Source organism: Bifidobacterium mongoliense DSM 21395, assembly GCF_000741285.1.
Classification (GTDB): domain Bacteria; phylum Actinomycetota; class Actinomycetes; order Actinomycetales; family Bifidobacteriaceae; genus Bifidobacterium; species Bifidobacterium mongoliense.
Genome location: NZ_JGZE01000026.1, coordinates 1 through 17,155, shown reverse-complemented (window position 1 = coordinate 17,155; position 17,155 = coordinate 1). Strand labels below are relative to the sequence as shown.

Below are 17,155 nucleotides of genomic sequence, written 5' to 3'. Positions count from 1 at the left end.
CCCATGATATACGACCGTCCTATGCGCCCGGCGTAGGCGACCGGGAAGAACGGCATGGGCGAGCGGGGCCCGGGCCGAAGGAATCGCCGTCACCGGCAGTCGCCTCAGGGCCGGCACGAAAGCGGTCGGTCGACACCTGCCGAACCGGTGTCACGGCGAACCCATGCCATGCCGAACCCGTGGTCGCCCGACTCAGCGCCCGCCGAAGGAACCGCCGCCCGAACCGCCGGACATACCGCCGAACCCACCGCCGGAGAACGAACCCCCGCTCGAACCGGACGAAGTGGACGGGGCGGCCAACTGTATGGTGTTGCTCAGATCGGCGAAGCTGGAGCTCAACTGGGCTCCGATGTCGCCGAATCCCGCACTGAGGGTACCAGGCGCCGCCTGCATCGCATCAAGGCCCTGAGATCCCACCACGCCTCCGTACATGGCCGGCAGATACGGCCTGTACAGCGGATAGAGCATGGCTCCTCCGGCATGCGCGTCGAGCCACTGTGGATCGGTGAGTTGGGGATAGACCTTGGCCAGTTGACGCATGGCGGTCTCGGATATGCCGAAGGCCGCGGCATACACCAGATACCGGTCCCACAGCACCAGGTCCTCGGCGCCACGGTCCTTGAAATCGCTGAAATGTTGAAGATACCGCCTCAGCCCCAGCACCTGGCCGGCCAGTTCCTGGCCGGTGGCGCTCAATCCAGTCGAACGGGCGCTGAAGATCACCAGGCACGATCCGAACAGGACCGGGCCGGCGACCAGGCAAGCCAGGGCGAGCTCGCCGAGACCGATGTAGGCCAAGCCCATCACCAGCGCCCCGGTCAGGGCGATGAAGCCGCAGACCCGGGCCCACACCCCGGTCGACGAGGTCGCGCCGAGCCGGGCGAACTCGGTGCCGACGGCGGTCTGGTAGCGTTCCTGCACCTGGTAGCCGCCGCTCCACCCCTTGAAGGCCTCACGCATCTCATTGAGATCGAAGACCGTCGACCCCGATCGTTCCCCGGCTTTCTCGAGCAGCCGCAGGGCGGCGTCCTCGCTGGCACTCAGACGCAGGTCCGCGCGGTGCTCCCTGATCGCAGGCAGCAGCAGGATGGTGTTCGTGGCCTCTCGCCTGTCCGAAGGATCGGCGCGTAATGCGTTGGCGACCACCGAAGGGTCGTACGGCGCGGCGTCGAAACCCCGGTACCGCGCGGAGGATCCGGGATAGATGGCGATCGCCCTCTTCGAGGCCAACGACAGCACCGTGGCGGCCATCTGCCGCGATGTGAGCTTCGATGAGCCCACGGGCTCCATGACCGCAAGCAACGCCGCGGCGCTGGCCGGGCTCATCGCGGGCGGATCGCGCCAATACTCGATGTCGCCGTGATATCTGACCTCACGATTGCTGCGCACGGAGGCGGCGACACCCAACGCGATCAGGAGGAGCCCGATGCCCGCCACGACGACGGCCGAGATGAGCAGCACGCGGGCCCTACGCTGCTGACGCTCGCGCCAGGCCTGCTCCTGCTGGGCCTCCTGACGCATGATCCGGTCCTTCGCCCCACCCTCACCATGACGGACCACGCCCAAGGCATGGGTGACGTCGAAGATGGTGACGAGATTGAGGTATTGGCCGTTGCGGATGTCGGAGGCGGTGAAGTGCAGATCACCGTTGGCCGAACGCGACGTGGTCGAACGACCCGTGTAATGCAGCCACGCCCATGAATTCGAGCGGGTCACCCCCTGCGGGAAACGCACCATCGCACTGAACTCCCCGACAGGGATCTGGTTGTCCTCACCGACGGGCTCCCACTGCAGCGCGGCGACGTCATCGTAGGCGGTCGCCGTGCCGACGAAGGTCATGGCGATGTCGAAACGCAGATGATCGGCTTTGGTGGTGGCTGGGATATTCCACCCGATCTCCACCCGTTTCGACGGCACATCATCGTGGGGTGAGGCGGGCGACACGTACTCCGGCGGGTCATCGACGCCATCCGTGACATCGGCGATATACCAGTGTCGGGCGAACTCGCCGTCCCACTGACTCGAGGGCACCGAAGAGGGCGAACGCGGTGCGATGCGGGCATACCGCTCACCCGTCGTGGCGTTGGTCACGCTGACGTCCTTGATGTCGGTGAGATTCGAGGGATCGATGCGATACTGCTGGAACAGCTGACGCCACGGCCGGTCGTTGTCGCGGTCCTTGAGCCTGATGTCGAGGTGCTGCACGACCCTCATATCGCCGTTCGCGGCGATGGTCACGTCATAATCAGCACGCCGGTAGCTCAGATCGGCATCATCGCCCCTCAACGCCGTGGCGAGGACACCGGCGAACAACGCCAGCGCAACGATCACCGCGGAGATGCACGCGGCACGTACCCATCTTCGTATCATCACGACCTCTTCCCTGTCGTTGCCCACCACGGCCCGACGGCGACGCCGCGCTCACCGGTGGCATATCGACCCGTCTCGATCCAGCCCGACCGACTGCGCCCAACCATCACGACCACGTCGGACCGTCAGGTTGCGTCCGAACGTCGCGTCCCGGCCAAGCATGGTATGCCGCCCAGACGCGCCGTGATGCGCCGAACCGGCAGATACTCCGAACCCGGGGACGGCACTCGATCAGAACTTGATCAGAACTTGACCTGCGGAGCCTGCTTGGCCGCTTCCTCGGCCTCGAAATACTGCGCCTGCGCGAAATGAAACATTCCGGCGATGATGTTGCTCGGCACCGTCTCGATCCTGGTGTTGAACTTGAGGACCACGTCGTTGTAGAACTGGCGGGCATACGCGATCTTCTGCTCCAATTGGGCCAGCTGGTCCTGCAAATCCATGAAGTTCTGATTGGCCTGCAACTGGGGATAGTTCTCGGCAGTGGCCTGCAGATTGATGAGCGAACGCGACAACTCGTTCTCCGCCTGCGAGCGCTGCGCCATGGTGGCGTTCGGATCGCTCGCGGCCGACACGGCGTGGGCCCGTGCCTGGGTGACCTGGGTGAAGACCTCGGATTCATGGCTCGCGTACCCCTTGACGGTCTCCACGAGATTGGGGATGAGATCGGCCCGCTGCTTGAGCTGTACATCGATCTGCGCCCAGCCGTTGGCGACGCGGTTGCGCAACGCGACCAAGGCGTTGTACGCACCCATGCCCCACACCAACAGGATGACGATGATCACGATGACGACCACGAGAGCGATAAGAGCACCCATGACTTCCTCCTTCAATGATGGTCCTTGATTTCGCGACATCCACGCCCTTCATACCCAACAATTGGGCGACGGCCGTGGATATCCACTACCCACCATTGTCGCACAGGGCAACCATCCCGTGCTGACCAAATGCTGAATGCGCCACACGGACACTCCAGCGGACCATGCCGACCCGGCGGGGCACGGCCCGCTGTCTGATCGTCCGGGAACACCCTCAAACGCGGCCATGTACCATGGAAGGCATGAGCGAATCCACCACAACGCCGTACTCACCGGTTCGTGTGGGCGTATTGGATAACGACATTTGCGCCTTGGAGTGCATCGTCGCATTACTGGCTCGCCTGAACACCCCGAACCGTCAGATCGACGCCTGGGCCAGTAACAACCCGGCCCAAGCCATACAGGAATGCCGTTTCGGCGTGCGACGCACCAACGTCATACTCGTCGACATGGCCTTGAACGGCTTGACCGGCGCCCAGATCGCGGCCCGCCTTCGCCGTGACGTACCCGATATCGGCATCATCGGCATGACGGCATATCAGCCCGAACTCTACCGTGAACAGCTCCACGCCGCGGGGGCCCAAGCCCTGCTCGACAAGAGTACGCTGAGAAAGACGTTGCCTCTGGCTCTCGACGCGGTGAGCCGTGGTCTGGCATACCCCGCCGACGGCGGGTTCGATTCCGTGGTGCAGTCTCGCATGGCCGCAAGCGACGAGACGGCGAAACGACAGGTCGTCTGGCTGACCGTCACTGAACGACGGGTGCTGTCGTTGAGCATGTCCTCGATGAACACCCGCGAGATAGCCCAAACCCTGCACGTATCCGCGGACACGGTGTTCTCGCACCGCAGGAACATCAAGAACAAACTGCATTCGAACACCTGGTATGACGTCATGGATCTGTGCCGATCCATGCACATCGCCTGATTCACGCTGCCGTCACATCGCCTGATTCACATTCCGTGACATCGTCTAGCGTTACATTGTGTTGGTCGGACGCACGACACCCACCGGAAGGGACCATGTTCTATGAAGCTACGCGCACAGTTGGCACGCCTGTGGAACACCCGTAATACAACCGTGTCGCTCTTGGCCATGGCCGCCGGGCTGCTGACCGTGACGGAGAGCGTCTATTGGATGACCACGTCCCCGTGGACGTGGGCGCGGGGCGCGACGTTCACCATCCGTCTCATCGCCATCGCGTGGTTCATTCTGGACCCCGGCATCGGAGGCATCGCGGTGGCGTGCGCGCAGGTCATGGATTTTCTCAGCCCTTGGTCGACGCCCATCAGCATGTTGTTCATGGGATTGTTGGCGACCGGCATCACCGGTTTCCTGCGTCGTCGGGTCGGCGCGGGCGTCGCCTTCATCCTCGTCGCCGGAGCCGCGGGCAATCTGGTGTCGCGGGACACGTCCTTCATGAACGACGGCGGTATCGTCTCCTACGCCGCTTTGGTGCTGGCCGCAACGGTCGTCGGCACGGCGACGCGCACGGCGACCTGGCGTCATGATCAGGAGAAACGCAACCGAGAGATACGGCGCAACACCGCGATCACCCAGCAGCTGCACGACTACGCCATGAACGACATGAACGACGTCATCATGCTCCTCGACGAGGCCATCTCTCGACATGCCGACATACCGGAGCGACGAGCGCTCAAGCGAATCCGCACCGGTGCGGTGAACGCCCTCACGCAGACCAGAAAGGCCATCGTCGCACTCGAGTACGTTGATGCACCGGAAGACGCCGGCGCACCGACCGTGCGACGTCAGCCCGGTACGTCGGGCCGTTCGGCGCTGCACCAACAGGTCTGCGCGCTGCTGGACGAACAACAGGACATCCTGCAGTCACTCGGATTCCAAGGCACGGTGCTGTTGCCGAACACGCTGCCCCCCGCCGGTGAGGACAACACGGACCTGATCGTGGGGCTGGTGCGTGAGCTGCTGGGCAACGTGGCACACCATGCGGATCCTTCACAGGGCTACACGCTGGCACTCTGCGCGGATGTCGAGGCGCTGGACGTCAGCCTCGCCGACACCCCCGTCGATCCACCGTCGCCCGGCGTCTCACCGACAGGCCTGGGGTCCGGACTGCGCCGTTACGCCGCCGCCATCACCGCAAGGCGGGGGGGAATGGGAGGTCCATGCCCAACCGCGTAGTTGGTCACTCCATGCGTCGATACCGTGGAGTCCGACGGTACCAGACGTAACGCCATACTCCCTGCCGTAACGTAGCGCCCATTTCTGACACGTCCATCACCAGCGCGGTTATTCAGTCGGTCCGACGCGCCGCGTCCCCCGCGACACGCGGACCGCACGCCCATTGCAACCACGGCGGACATGCGGGGTCGGTCAACGATTGCCCACGTTTAGATGCCGCGAGTGCATGTTCGACGGCGGCGCGGGGCGCGTCGACCTTCTGCACCGCTCCCACTGGTATGGCAGGAGCCATCGTCGCACCAACCGCGGCGACTACCGCTGCACCCCGCGCCATCATGGCGATGATACCGTTCATTGCCTTCCCTCCCTTGGGTGAAATCAGACCACGCTGTCGATCTCATATCCTCCAACTAGCACACACGGTCACTAGTTCTAAAAGTTTCGAACACTCGATGCAAGGCCTTCTGCAGGAAACTGCAGACGTGTCGCACGTCACCCCCAGACCCGTCCCGGTGACCGACGTATAACGACATATGCATGTGGGGGACCGCCATAGGCGCATCCCCCACATACCGACTTGCCGTGCCTAGCACAGCATCAGATCAGCCTCGAAAGGGTCGAAGTCGCGACGCACACGGCGGCGCGGACGCTCCGAACGCTCTTCGCGATCGGCGCGATACTCGTCGTAGTTGTCATCCGTGGCATAGCGTGGATTGCGGTCATCGCGACGTCCACGGTACCCACCGCGACCACCACGACCACCTTCGCGACGCTCGCCACCACGATCCTCACGACGGTCATCACGACGCTCGCCGCGCCGGTCATCACGATCACCACGACGATCATCCGAGCGGTCATCCTCATGGCTGCGGCGCGGACGATCCTCGTAATCACGACTGTCGTTGCGGCTGGCATTGCGGTCGTCGCTACCGTCGTTGGTACGGCTCTCATGGCGCTCGCCATAGGAATCATCACGGTCGTCACGACGGCCGTGGCCTCCACGGCGGTCATCGTAATCCCGATCGCCGTGATCGCGACGCCCGCGGTATCCGCGATCGTCGCGACGGTCTCGGCCACCACGACGGTCGTCGCGATCGCCACGGTCACGTCCGCCGCGCGGAGCGGAGGACTGCTGGTCCTCGAAACCGGGGATGGCCAGCGAGATCTTGCCGCGGTCGTCGACGCTCTGGACGATGACCTCGACGGTATCGCCCTCCTTGAGCACGTCCTCGACGGCGTCGATGCGCTCGCCGTTGGTCAGGTTACGGATCTGCGAGATGTGCAGCAGACCGTCGGTGCCCGGCGTGAGGTTCACGAAGGCGCCGAAGCTCGTGGTCTTCACGACCTTGCCGTTGAAGGTCTCACCCGGCTGGGGCACGTGCGGGTTGGCGATGGCGTCGATGATGCCCTTGGCCTTCTCGGCGGCCTCGCCACCCTCGGAGGAAATGTATACGGTGCCGTCGTCCTCGATGGTGACGTTGGCGCCGGTGTCCTCCTGGATCTGGTTGATCATCTTGCCCTTGGGCCCGATGACCTCGCCGATCTTCTCGACGGGTACCGTGGTCGTAATGATGCGAGGAGCGTACGGGCTCATCTCGGCCGGGGAATCGATGCACTCGTTGATGACCTCGAGGATCGTCGTGCGTGCTTCCTTGGCCTGCTGCAGAGCGGCGGCCAGCACATCGGCGGGAATGCCGTCGAGCTTGGTGTCGAGTTGCAGTGCGGTGATGAATTCGGACGTGCCCGCGACCTTGAAGTCCATGTCGCCGAAGGCATCCTCGGCTCCCAGAATATCGGTCAGGGTCTTGAAGACGTGGCGTCCATCGACGTCACCGGAGACCAGGCCCATGGCGATGCCGGCGACCGGAGCTTTGAGCGGTACGCCCGCAGCCAGCAGGGACATCGTGGAGGCGCAGACCGAACCCATGGAGGTCGAACCGTTGGATCCGATGGCCTCGGAGACCTGGCGAATCGCGTAGGGGAAGTCCTCACGGCTCGGCAGCACCGGCACTAGGGCACGCTCGGCGAGCGCACCGTGACCGATCTCGCGACGCTTGGGCGAACCCACGCGGCCCGTCTCACCGGTCGAATACGGCGGCATCTCGTAGTTGTGCATGTAGCGCTTGGTCTGCGGTCCGGAGATCGCGTCGATCGTCTGCTCCATCTTGAGCATGTTCAGGGTGCTCACGCCCAGAATCTGGGTCTCACCACGCTGGAAAAGGGCGGATCCGTGCACGCGCGGCACGATGTCGACCTCGGCTGACAGGGTGCGGATATCGCGCAGGCCACGACCGTCGATGCGGTAGTCCTGCGTGAGGATACGACGACGGACGATCTGGCGCTGCAACTCTTTGAAGGCGTTGCCGAGCTCCTTGTCCTTCTCCGCGTCGGTCATGTCGGTGAACTCGCCGGCGATCTGCTCGCGGACCTTGTTCTTGATCTCGTGGATGCGCTCCTGGCGGGGCAGCTTCTCCGCGATGGAGAGGGCCTCGTCGAGGTCGGCATGGGCGATCTCGTCGATGCGCTGGTAGAGCGCATCGGTGTACTCCGGGAACAGCGTGAATTCCTTGGTCTTCTTCTCGGCCACGGACTTGAGTTCGTTCTGGGCCTCGCAAATCACCTTGATGAACGGCTTGGCGGCCTCGAGGCCTTCGGCGACGACGGCCTCATCGGGCTTGGTCTGGCCCTCATCGTAGATGAGCTTCCAGGCGTTCACACCGGCACCGGCCTCGATCATGGCGATCGCGACGTCACCGTTGTCGACCACACGGCCGGCGACGACGAGCTCGAAGACGGCGCGTTCGCGTTCGCTCCAACGAGGGAACGCAACCCACTGGCCGTCGATGAGCGCGAGGCGGACACCGGAGACCGGGCCTTCGAAGGGCAGACCGGAGATCATCGTCGACGCGGATGCCGCGTTGAGCGCGATCATGTCGTAGGCGTCCTCCGGATCGATGGACAGCACGGTCTCGACGACCTGAACCTCGTTGCGCAGCGTGTGCGGGAACAGGGGGCGCAGCGGGCGGTCGATGATGCGGCAGGCGAGGATCGCCTGCGAGGACGGACGGCCTTCGCGACGGAAGAACGAGCCGGGGATCTTGCCGGCCGCGTACATCTTCTCCTCGACGTCGACGGTGAGCGGGAAGAAGTCGTAGTTCTCCTTGGGGCTCGAACCAGCCGTGGTGGTCGACAGGACCATCGAATCGTCATCGAGATAAGCGGCTACGGCACCGTCGGCCTGCTGGGCCAGACGACCCGTCTCGAAGCGCAACGTGCGCTTACCAAATGAACCATTGTCAATTACGGCCTCTGCGGCCTTGATTTCGGGACCCTCCAAGGGTTCCTCCTTTGTCTACTTCCAATACCAACAACTACATATATGCAACTGCACATCACAACAGGCCTGTCCGGCCCGATCTCGCGGTTCCCCGCTGCCCTGACGCGGCAAACCCGGCCGCGTTCCCCTCGATACGAATTCTAGCCGTCACGGCACCCATATCATGGACCGCCCTCACCCGAGGGCGGACACGGCCGCACCACCACATTCCGGTGCGGCTTCGTGCACGACTTGTCCTTTCGTGCACAGCCACCCGGACATCACACCCGGCTCGGGTCCTTGCCGGACCCCACCCATGCAAAAGTGCCCGAGCAGATATGCTCGGGCAGAAAGCTCAACTCTTATCGACGCAGACCAAGCTGATCGATCAGGGTACGGTACCGATTGATGTCGACCCGCTTGAGATAGTCAAGCAGACGACGACGATCGCCGACCATCAGCAGCAGGCCACGACGCGAATGGTGGTCGTGCTGGTGCGACTTCAGGTGCTCGGTCAGATCGTTCACACGCTTCGTCAGCAGGGCGATCTGTACCTCGGGAGATCCCGTGTCGCCTTCGTGCGTCGCGTACTTCGTAATGATTTCCTGCTTCTCATCAGCCGTAAGTGCCACGGCATCCTCCTTGGGGTTACTGCGCGGTGCCAACGACACGATGTCGAAGCGCTCTCTATCCGCGGGCGAAACACGCCGAGACATCAGTGTACACATCCCCATGGATTGCGCGGGCCCGGAATACCGGCCGCGGAGCCACGGGCTTCACGCCACGCCGCCGCGACCTGTATCGACACGACCGTTGACGGCGGCGCACGGCACCCTAGACCGTCGGCGCGAGCAGACCACCCATCAGCACGATGAGCAAAGCGATGACTTCGATCACGAAGAACAGGATCATCGACGCCCACCCCTGCGTCAGCACATTAAGGGGTGATTCCTTGCGGATGATGACCAACAGCCCGACGAACAGGACGGCGAAGACGGCCACCCCGAGCATGGCCGAGACGATGCCCAGGTTCACGGCGTTGAGCAGGCCGGCCGAGGGACCGTAGACCACGTAGGTGGAATACCAGAAATCGAACCGGAGCAGGGCCACGCCGCCGATGAACTGCTCCACGGCGAGCGCGAGCAGGAACAACACGGTCCAGACCATCCGTCGGGTCACCACGATGGACATCGCCAGACAGGTGACCATGACCACGGTCACCGCCCATGAGGAGAAGGCGACCCCCTGCAACGAATAGGCGCTCAGATGGCGAACTACCGCCTCGGTGCGATGCACCGCGAGGAAACGACCCACCCAATACGGAGCGACCAGGACGACCAGCAGCACCGTGATGAACACCGACCACAACATCGGCCTGAAGTGCCGACGCTCGATGTCGGCCAGTGACAGATCGGAAGGCGGGATCGTGGGGTCGGGGTGCTTCGAGACGTCGACCGTCTCCAGTCGATCGCCGACCAGTTCAGTCGCGGTGTTGCTACTCGCATTGCTACCTGCGTCGCTACCTGCGTCGCTACCTGCGTCGCCGTCGACCTCGGTCGCGCTGTTGCTACCTGCATCGCTCCCCGCATCACCATCGATCTCGGTCGCACTGTTACGACCCGCATTGCCGTCGGCTTGGTTACCGTCTATTGGGACACCGTTGATATGGTCAGCGTGAGCTTGACCACCGTTGGCAGGGCCACCGTTGGCAGCTCCATCAACGCGTCCATCGTTTCCAGCCGCACGCCTACGGTTATCCGACCCGGCCGCACCACCGACCGCACCGCGCTCGACCATATGGCTCACCTTCCTACGCCACGAATCCCGCCACATTCCGTCGACGATGCTATCACGAACCAAGCTTCGACAACCGTTGAGCCGGCGGCCCGACCGGCATCACAACACGATGCCCTTGCCCGCCAGGTTGTCAAGGCATTCACGCAGATAACGGTCATCGTGCTCCGGATAAATCGGGGTGGAGATGTCGCAAGGGGTGAGCTCCACATACGGCTCGCAGGACGTGCCACGATACAGCGGATCGTACCAACGTTCGTTGGGCCGGTATCCCCGTGCGTGCATCTCGTCCATCACCAGGACATGGAATCGATACAGAAGATACGGCGAGTGGGTGAACACGTAATTGACGGTCGCGTGGCGACGTCCCCACCCATTGCCGCGCAAGGCGGCGATCTCGCGGTGCTGGCCCAGCAACTGGGCCCGGGGCAACCGCGGGATCAACGATTCATGCCATAGTCTCATGACCATCTCCAACCTTTGGCGTTATCGCGCGGAGCCATCTCATGACACCCTCACACAACGCCATCATCGCCACGCATCATCGCCACGTATCAGATCATCACGTCATCACGTCATCACGCAAGACGTCACGCAACACCATCACGCAGCACCATCACGCACCACACGCACCGCCTATGTTCGGATCCGGTGTGCAGCGATTTCACGATGTTCATGGTACCCCGTTACCGTATGCGGCTTGAGAGGGGCATGTAAGGGGACTAAGTACCGATTATCGGTCCAACAAGGATTATCCAACCGTCGACTTGGGCCGTGCAGACGTTGCGGCACCCATACGGGCGATGTACGCGCACAAGTCAACGATTCGGCAACGCGGGTCGACGTTTGGATGGCACAAGTCAACGATTGGATGGCACGAGTCACAGATTCGCACACCCAGATCGACGATTGCCCGACAAGAGTCGACGATTCAGCAACGCTAGTCGCAGATTGGATGACAAGAGTCGACGATTCACTGACGCAAGTCAACGATTCACATAGACAAGTCGGGTGATACAAAAATCGAGCGGCCATATTCCGCGGTTGTTTTTTGCTATCCCCCCAGTTGCCTGACGAATATGAGAGGGAACATTCCATTATCGATACCTATCCGACCATTCGCCACCGCACCGGCCAAGAACTCGACACACCATATTGCTGACACGCTTGTGATTGTCAACACCCTTGTGCCCCTCAACCGTATGCGCACTGGAAAATATGACAACGCCCGGGGTCCGTTGCACGGCAGCGTCGATAACGTGAAGCCCTAGAAATCATCAGGGTTTACAACGAGTGTTGAGAAGAAAAAGTGGAGCGGATGACGGGAATCGAACCCGCGTAATCAGTTTGGAAGACTGAGGCTCTACCATTGAGCTACATCCGCATATGACTGCTCGTGTGCATCGACGGACAACCGCAGCGCCGGCTTTCCACGCCGAGTGCACAACAAACAACCTGAGCCATTATACATGACCTCACGGCGAGGGCAACCTGGTGCGCCGGAAGCGGACGGCAAGCCTCACTGCCCGTAAGGCCCCACCACCCATAAGGCCCCCACCACCCATATGGCCCCACCACCCGCCATGACCTGGCCACCGCGTGCTCAATCTGCACTCAGCCTGCGCTCAACCGCGCGGTCGGGGGACAATCATGCGTGCAATCACCCGATGCTCACCCGACGAGCAGTCGACGAGCATCAGGCAAACACACACCCGTCGACCACCGAAGACCACCGTCGACCAGCCGACTGACCACCCGACGATCAGCCGTCAATCACCACCACGGCCGAGGCGACGGGGCCGTCGTGACTCAGCGAGACGTGCCAGCGGGCCTCGCCCGGCCCCGCTCCCCCGCCCATCGAAGTACGCCATGCCTCCTCGACTTCACGTGCGAGCACGATATGGGGGCACCCGCGGGAATCGTCGAGAACCTCGATGCCCGCCCACGGGACGTCATCGAGACCATAGGGGTACGGCCGCGTCCCCAAAGCCTCGCACCAAGCCTTGAACGCCGCTTCCTTACCGGCCCATCGGGCGGCGAGATGCACGCTCTCGGCATCGTGTTTGCCCTGCGCGCGCATCGCGCACTGACGTCGTTCCCGCGTCGAAAAGGCCCGGGTCATACGAGAGCCGGGTTCGACCAGGAGATCGTTGAATGCCACCACGTCCACGACGTCATGGCCCAATCCCAACACCGTCATGATCGACTCCTCTCATCGACACCGGCCGCATGTCTTTGCGATGCATACACGTATACCACGCCCGAAGACATGGTGCACGACGCAAGCCGGGCACCGCGCCGACACGCCAACACATATTCCGACACCCTCGGCACCCTCGACGGGCACCGCAAGCCACACGCACCGCACGACGTACGCCACACACCACGTACGCCACACACGGCAAGCCGAACGACGTACGAGATGTGCCGCTCGCACCAAGCCGCACGACGGAGGAGACACGACGCACGCACGATACACACGACGCCCGCACCGCATCACACCCCGAATACACACATGCCGGCGCCGCGCTCGGTAGGGATCGAACGCGGGCGCCGGCATGGCGATCAGCAATCACCGATCACCGATCAGCGGGCCTCGTAATAGCCGCTCTTGCCCAGACGCGCGTCGGTGTCGAGGAGCATGGCCTTCTCGACCTCGTGCGCATCGTAATCGCCGTGGTCCTCATGGAAGCGGCGATTGTCGATCGGCTCGTACAGCGGGGCGCAACCCATCATGCCCTCCAGCAGCCTGCGCTGTCCGCGGGCGAGGCGACGGTCGGCCCGCTGCCTCCACTCCTCGAGCGCATCGACGCCGGCGGTATGTGCGACCGACGCCTCGAAGGCCCCCGGATGCACCATGGCGACGAAGCCGCTGACGTGGCCGAAGCCGAGCGAGGTGGCTAGCGCTGCCTTGACGAGCCCCACATGCAACGGCTTGGTGAGCCAGACCATGTGGTCGTCGCGGGCCAGCTTCGGATCCACGCAGTCCAGCGAGATGTTGCCCGGAATGGTGCCGGATCCGAAGAGCTGCGTCAACCCGTTGAGCTGGAAGATGCACGCACCGCCCTTGGCGTGGCCGGTGATCGTCTTCTGCGAGATGACGAACAGCGGGTTGCCGTCGGTACGACCGATGGCGTGCGCCAGTGTGTTGTGCAGCTCCGACTCGTTGGGATCGTTGGCGTTCGTGGAGGTGTCGTGCTTGGACACCACCGCGATGTCATCGGGCGTGACGCCCAAGGCCGCCAGGTCGTGCACCAGCTTCGCGTCCTTGCCGCCGCGACCGGCCGCGAGGGCGCCAAGGCCGGGCGCCGGGATCGAGGTGTGCGCGCCGTCGGCGTAGCTGTGGACGAAACCGACCACGCCCGCCACCGGCAGACCGAGCTTGAGCGCCAGGTCACCACGGGTCAGCAGCACGGTGCCGCCGCCCTGCGATTCAAGGAACCCGCCGCGGCGCCGATCGTTGGCCCGGGAGAAGAAGCGGGGCGCGATGCCCTTGTTGTACATCTCCTGGGAGTCGGCGGTCGCGTTCATGTTGCCGAAGCCGATCACCGATTCCACACCGATGTCGTCGATGGCGCCCGTGACCACGAAGTCGGCCTTGCCGAGCGCGATCTTGTCGGCGCCCTCCTCGAGGGAGACCGCCGCGGTGGCGCAGGCGGAGACCGGCTGGATCATATCGCCGTAGCCGCCGATGTAGGACTGCATGACGTGGGCCGCCACGACGTTCGGCAGGGCTTCCTGCAGGATGTCGGTGGGGATCTCGTGGTTGAGGAAGCGGTCCAGGTATAGCTTGCGCATCGAACTCATGCCACCGAACCCGGTACCTTGGGTCGACGCCACCATCGAGGGGTGGATGGACTGCAGGATCTCGACCGGGGTGAAGCCGGCCGACAGGTAGGCGTCCACCGTGGTCACGATGTTCCACAGCGCGATCTGATCCACGTCGCCGACCATCGAGGCGGGGATGCCCCACTTGAGCGGATCGAAGCCCTTGGGGAACTGTCCGCCGACCGTGCGGGTCATGGCGGCGCGGCGCGGCACGCGAACCATGGATCCGGCGTGACGTGTGACGGCCCATTCGCCGGCCTCAACGTCCTCGGCCACGGAGGTGTGCTCCGGGTCCAGGGCGACGTACTCCTTGGCGATGGCCTCGCTGGGCACGGAGAAGACGACGTCGTGGTCCAGGAAGACCTCGGCCTCCTCCTCGTCGGTGCCGTCGCGGTAGTCCTGACCCATGCCTTCGTCGAAGGGACGGATGCCGGAACGGGCCACGACCTCGTCGTGGTAGCGCTCGGCGATGTCCTCCTCGGGCACCAGGTTGCCGTCGGCGTCGTACCAGCCCGGCTTGGGGCTGTCCTGCCAGGTGAGCAGGCCCATGTTCCAAGCGAGCTCGAGCACGGCTCCGGCCGACAGATCGACGGTGCCGTCCTGATGGATGCCGAGTTCGGCCTCACGACGGGTGCGCCCCGTGCCCCACGGACCAAGCTCGCCGACGGACACGACGACGATCTCATCCTCGGGCTTGGCGCTCACGTCCTGCCAATCGGCCAAATCGACGGCCGCCTGGTGGGCGATATGCGGCGTGGGCAGCGCCTTGATCCTCACGGATGCGGCGCGCTTGCCGGCATGTCGGCCCACGTGGATCGACGTGGAGGTCGTCGCGTTCCGATCCACAGCCTGATCGCCCGACGCCTGTCCACCCGACGCCTGTCCACCCATTGCTTGTCCACCCATTGCGGCGCCGTTCTCGGCATCCTGGGCCGCCTCGGCCCTGAGCGCCGAGATGTTGAGTTCGACGTTGCCCAAACCACCGGTCAGGTCCACGTCGAGCGGGGCCTTGGTGGCGCGCTGGCGTGCGTCGTCGGTGGCCAAGTCGAGCAGCGAGACGGCGATCTGCTCGGTCGAATAGGTGTGCACGCCATGGCGCTCGACCACCTCGACCAGCGGATCGTTGCCGCCCATCAGCCCGGTGCCTCGCACCCAGCCGATCTTGGGGTGCGCGAAGGTCACGCGCGATGACCAGTCGCGTTCGGCGTGGGCACGCGTGACGATGGCGTCGAAGGAGCTCTTGACCTCGCCGTAGGCTCCGTCCCCGCCGAAGACGCCGCGGTTGGGCGACCCAGGCAGCACCACATGGAGCCGGTGCTGCACGTCGGTGTCGGCGCCGATGGCGCTGAGCTTGGTGATGGAGCGCTCGACGCCCCAGAGCATGAGACGCGCCTGGGATTCGAACAGCTCCCCTGAATCGGCCATCGTGCCGTGCACGGGCGGGGCCGCGAACGGGAAGAACAGCGATGGCTCGTAGGCCGGCTTGAGGATCGTAGTCGTGGCGCCGGTGGTCTTCTTGCTCACCGTGCCGATCCACTCGCTCAACGCGTCGACGTCGCGGAAGCTCGACAGGTTGGCCGGGACCAACCACAGCTTCGCACCGCGCACCGCATGGGTGCGATAGGCGAGCTTCGCCCATTCCTTGACGGAGGTGTCGAAGCGATGCGAGGTCGCGATGACCGTCGCGCCGCCCGCGAGCAGCCCCTGGACCACCTGGCCGGCGATGGCGTGCGGGGAGACCCCGGTGACCACGGCGACGTCCCCGGCGAAGCGGAAAGCCTGCGGATCCTCGCGCTCATCGGCCACGGCCTCGTCGGCGATGCGACGGAACGTGGAGGCGAGCGTCTCGTCGCCGCGCTCCTGCGCCTTGTCGGCGAACCATGTCGCCTGCTCGGCCACGGCGCTGCCCGCACCATCGAAGTGCAGTTCAGCGACGCTCTGATCGCGGTCGTAGAAGAGCCGCGCCAGATCCTCACGGGCGGAGGCCCAGCGATCATCCAGCAGCAGTGCGCGCCGCTCGTCGAACTTCGGCGTGACGCGATCGACCCAGTCCGAACCAAGTTCGGCCTGGACGGCGGCCACGACGGCCGCGTCGTCATTATCGTCCGGGGCATCCTGCGGCTTGTCGACACCGAGACGACCGAGCACGAAGCGGGCCGTGGCGGCGAGCACGCCCTCGGAACCCGTGACGCTCTGCGCGAATGCGTTCAACGCCGCGGAATCGACGACCGCGCCGCCGGCGGCACCGGAGATGGGCAGAGCGACGCTCACGCCGTGGGCCTGCGCCGCCGACTGGACCGCACCGTCGATGAGCGCGTTGGCGGCGCTCACGGTGGAGACCGGATCGGCACTCAATCCGGCCAGGTCGCCGCCGCGTGCGGAGACGCCCTCGCGGGTTTCGAGCACCAGAGCCGCCACGACGTTGGCGAACCAGCCGTGCTCGAGCTGCCACGTCTGGGTGACGCGTTGCTCGATCTGCGCCAGCTTGACGCCCGAGGCGCCGAACAGCGAGCGGATGCGATCGCGCACGATGTCGCCGAGCACCGGCCCGAAGGCCTTGTAGTGGGGCGCGGCCTTGTTCACCAGCGCACCAAGGTCGGCGATGGGGGCTTCCGCCGCCCCGTCGACGCTGGCCACGCCGAGTTCGGCGCTGATATCCATGAGCAGCTGGTTGCGACGGGAGGAGACGCCGTTGGTCAGCGTGTCCGTGGTATCGCCGTCGCCGATCTGGTCGGGGCGCACCTTGGCCGCATAGGCCAGCAGCGTGCCGATGGCGTCGGAAGCCTGGTACGGCAGGTCGGCCGGACGCGATCCGTCGCCGGCGGGAGCCGACGGTGCGGCGACCTCGGTCGGCGCAGGGGCAGAGGTGG

General features: G+C 64.4%; 10 protein-coding genes and 1 tRNA gene. 2 read left to right on the top strand and 9 right to left on the bottom strand.

The window, feature by feature from the left end; translation table 11 throughout:
- Nucleotides 1-192: 192 nt before the first annotated feature.
- Both BMON_RS07840 and BMON_RS07835 read right to left on the bottom strand, forming a co-directional pair.
- Nucleotides 193-2,370, bottom strand: a complete 2,178-nt coding sequence (locus tag BMON_RS07840; protein WP_033511800.1) for a DUF2207 domain-containing protein — start codon at nt 2,368-2,370, stop codon at nt 193-195.
- A 242-nt stretch (nt 2,371-2,612) separates the two neighbouring features.
- Nucleotides 2,613-3,188, bottom strand: coding sequence for a LemA family protein (locus BMON_RS07835; protein WP_033511502.1), 576 nt, complete (start codon nt 3,186-3,188; stop codon nt 2,613-2,615).
- 242 nt (nt 3,189-3,430) lie between these two features.
- On the opposite strand from BMON_RS07835, the gene BMON_RS07830 reads away from it, so the two are divergent.
- Both BMON_RS07830 and BMON_RS07825 read left to right on the top strand, forming a co-directional pair.
- Entirely contained in the window at nt 3,431-4,114 is a 684-nt protein-coding gene (locus BMON_RS07830) for a response regulator transcription factor (RefSeq protein WP_033511500.1), read from the top strand.
- A 102-nt stretch (nt 4,115-4,216) separates the two neighbouring features.
- Complete coding sequence (locus tag BMON_RS07825; protein ID WP_156098635.1) at nt 4,217-5,347, top strand: sensor histidine kinase; 1,131 nt, start codon at nt 4,217-4,219, stop codon at nt 5,345-5,347.
- A 586-nt stretch (nt 5,348-5,933) separates the two neighbouring features.
- Here BMON_RS07825 and BMON_RS07820 read toward each other — a convergent pair.
- From BMON_RS07820 to BMON_RS07790, 7 genes are all read right to left on the bottom strand, one after another.
- Complete coding sequence (locus BMON_RS07820) at nt 5,934-8,684, bottom strand: polyribonucleotide nucleotidyltransferase (protein ID WP_034885440.1); 2,751 nt, start codon at nt 8,682-8,684, stop codon at nt 5,934-5,936.
- A gap of 341 nt (nt 8,685-9,025) precedes the next feature.
- Nucleotides 9,026-9,295 (bottom strand): 30S ribosomal protein S15, encoded by a 270-nt coding sequence (gene rpsO / locus BMON_RS07815; RefSeq protein ID WP_033511494.1) that lies wholly within the window; start codon nt 9,293-9,295, stop codon nt 9,026-9,028.
- Between the two features lie 202 nt (nt 9,296-9,497).
- Complete coding sequence (locus BMON_RS07810; RefSeq protein WP_033511799.1) at nt 9,498-10,142, bottom strand: hypothetical protein; 645 nt, start codon at nt 10,140-10,142, stop codon at nt 9,498-9,500.
- 417 nt (nt 10,143-10,559) lie between these two features.
- Nucleotides 10,560-10,922, bottom strand: a complete 363-nt coding sequence (locus tag BMON_RS07805) for a TIGR02328 family protein (protein WP_026647408.1) — start codon at nt 10,920-10,922, stop codon at nt 10,560-10,562.
- Between the two features lie 845 nt (nt 10,923-11,767).
- Nucleotides 11,768-11,841 (bottom strand) — tRNA-Gly (locus BMON_RS07800).
- A gap of 378 nt (nt 11,842-12,219) precedes the next feature.
- Nucleotides 12,220-12,657 (bottom strand): holo-ACP synthase, encoded by a 438-nt coding sequence (locus BMON_RS07795; RefSeq protein WP_193345836.1) that lies wholly within the window; start codon nt 12,655-12,657, stop codon nt 12,220-12,222.
- 386 nt (nt 12,658-13,043) lie between these two features.
- A partial coding sequence (locus BMON_RS07790) for a beta-ketoacyl synthase N-terminal-like domain-containing protein (RefSeq protein ID WP_034885437.1) occupies nt 13,044-17,155 on the bottom strand: 4,112 nt, incomplete at its 5' end.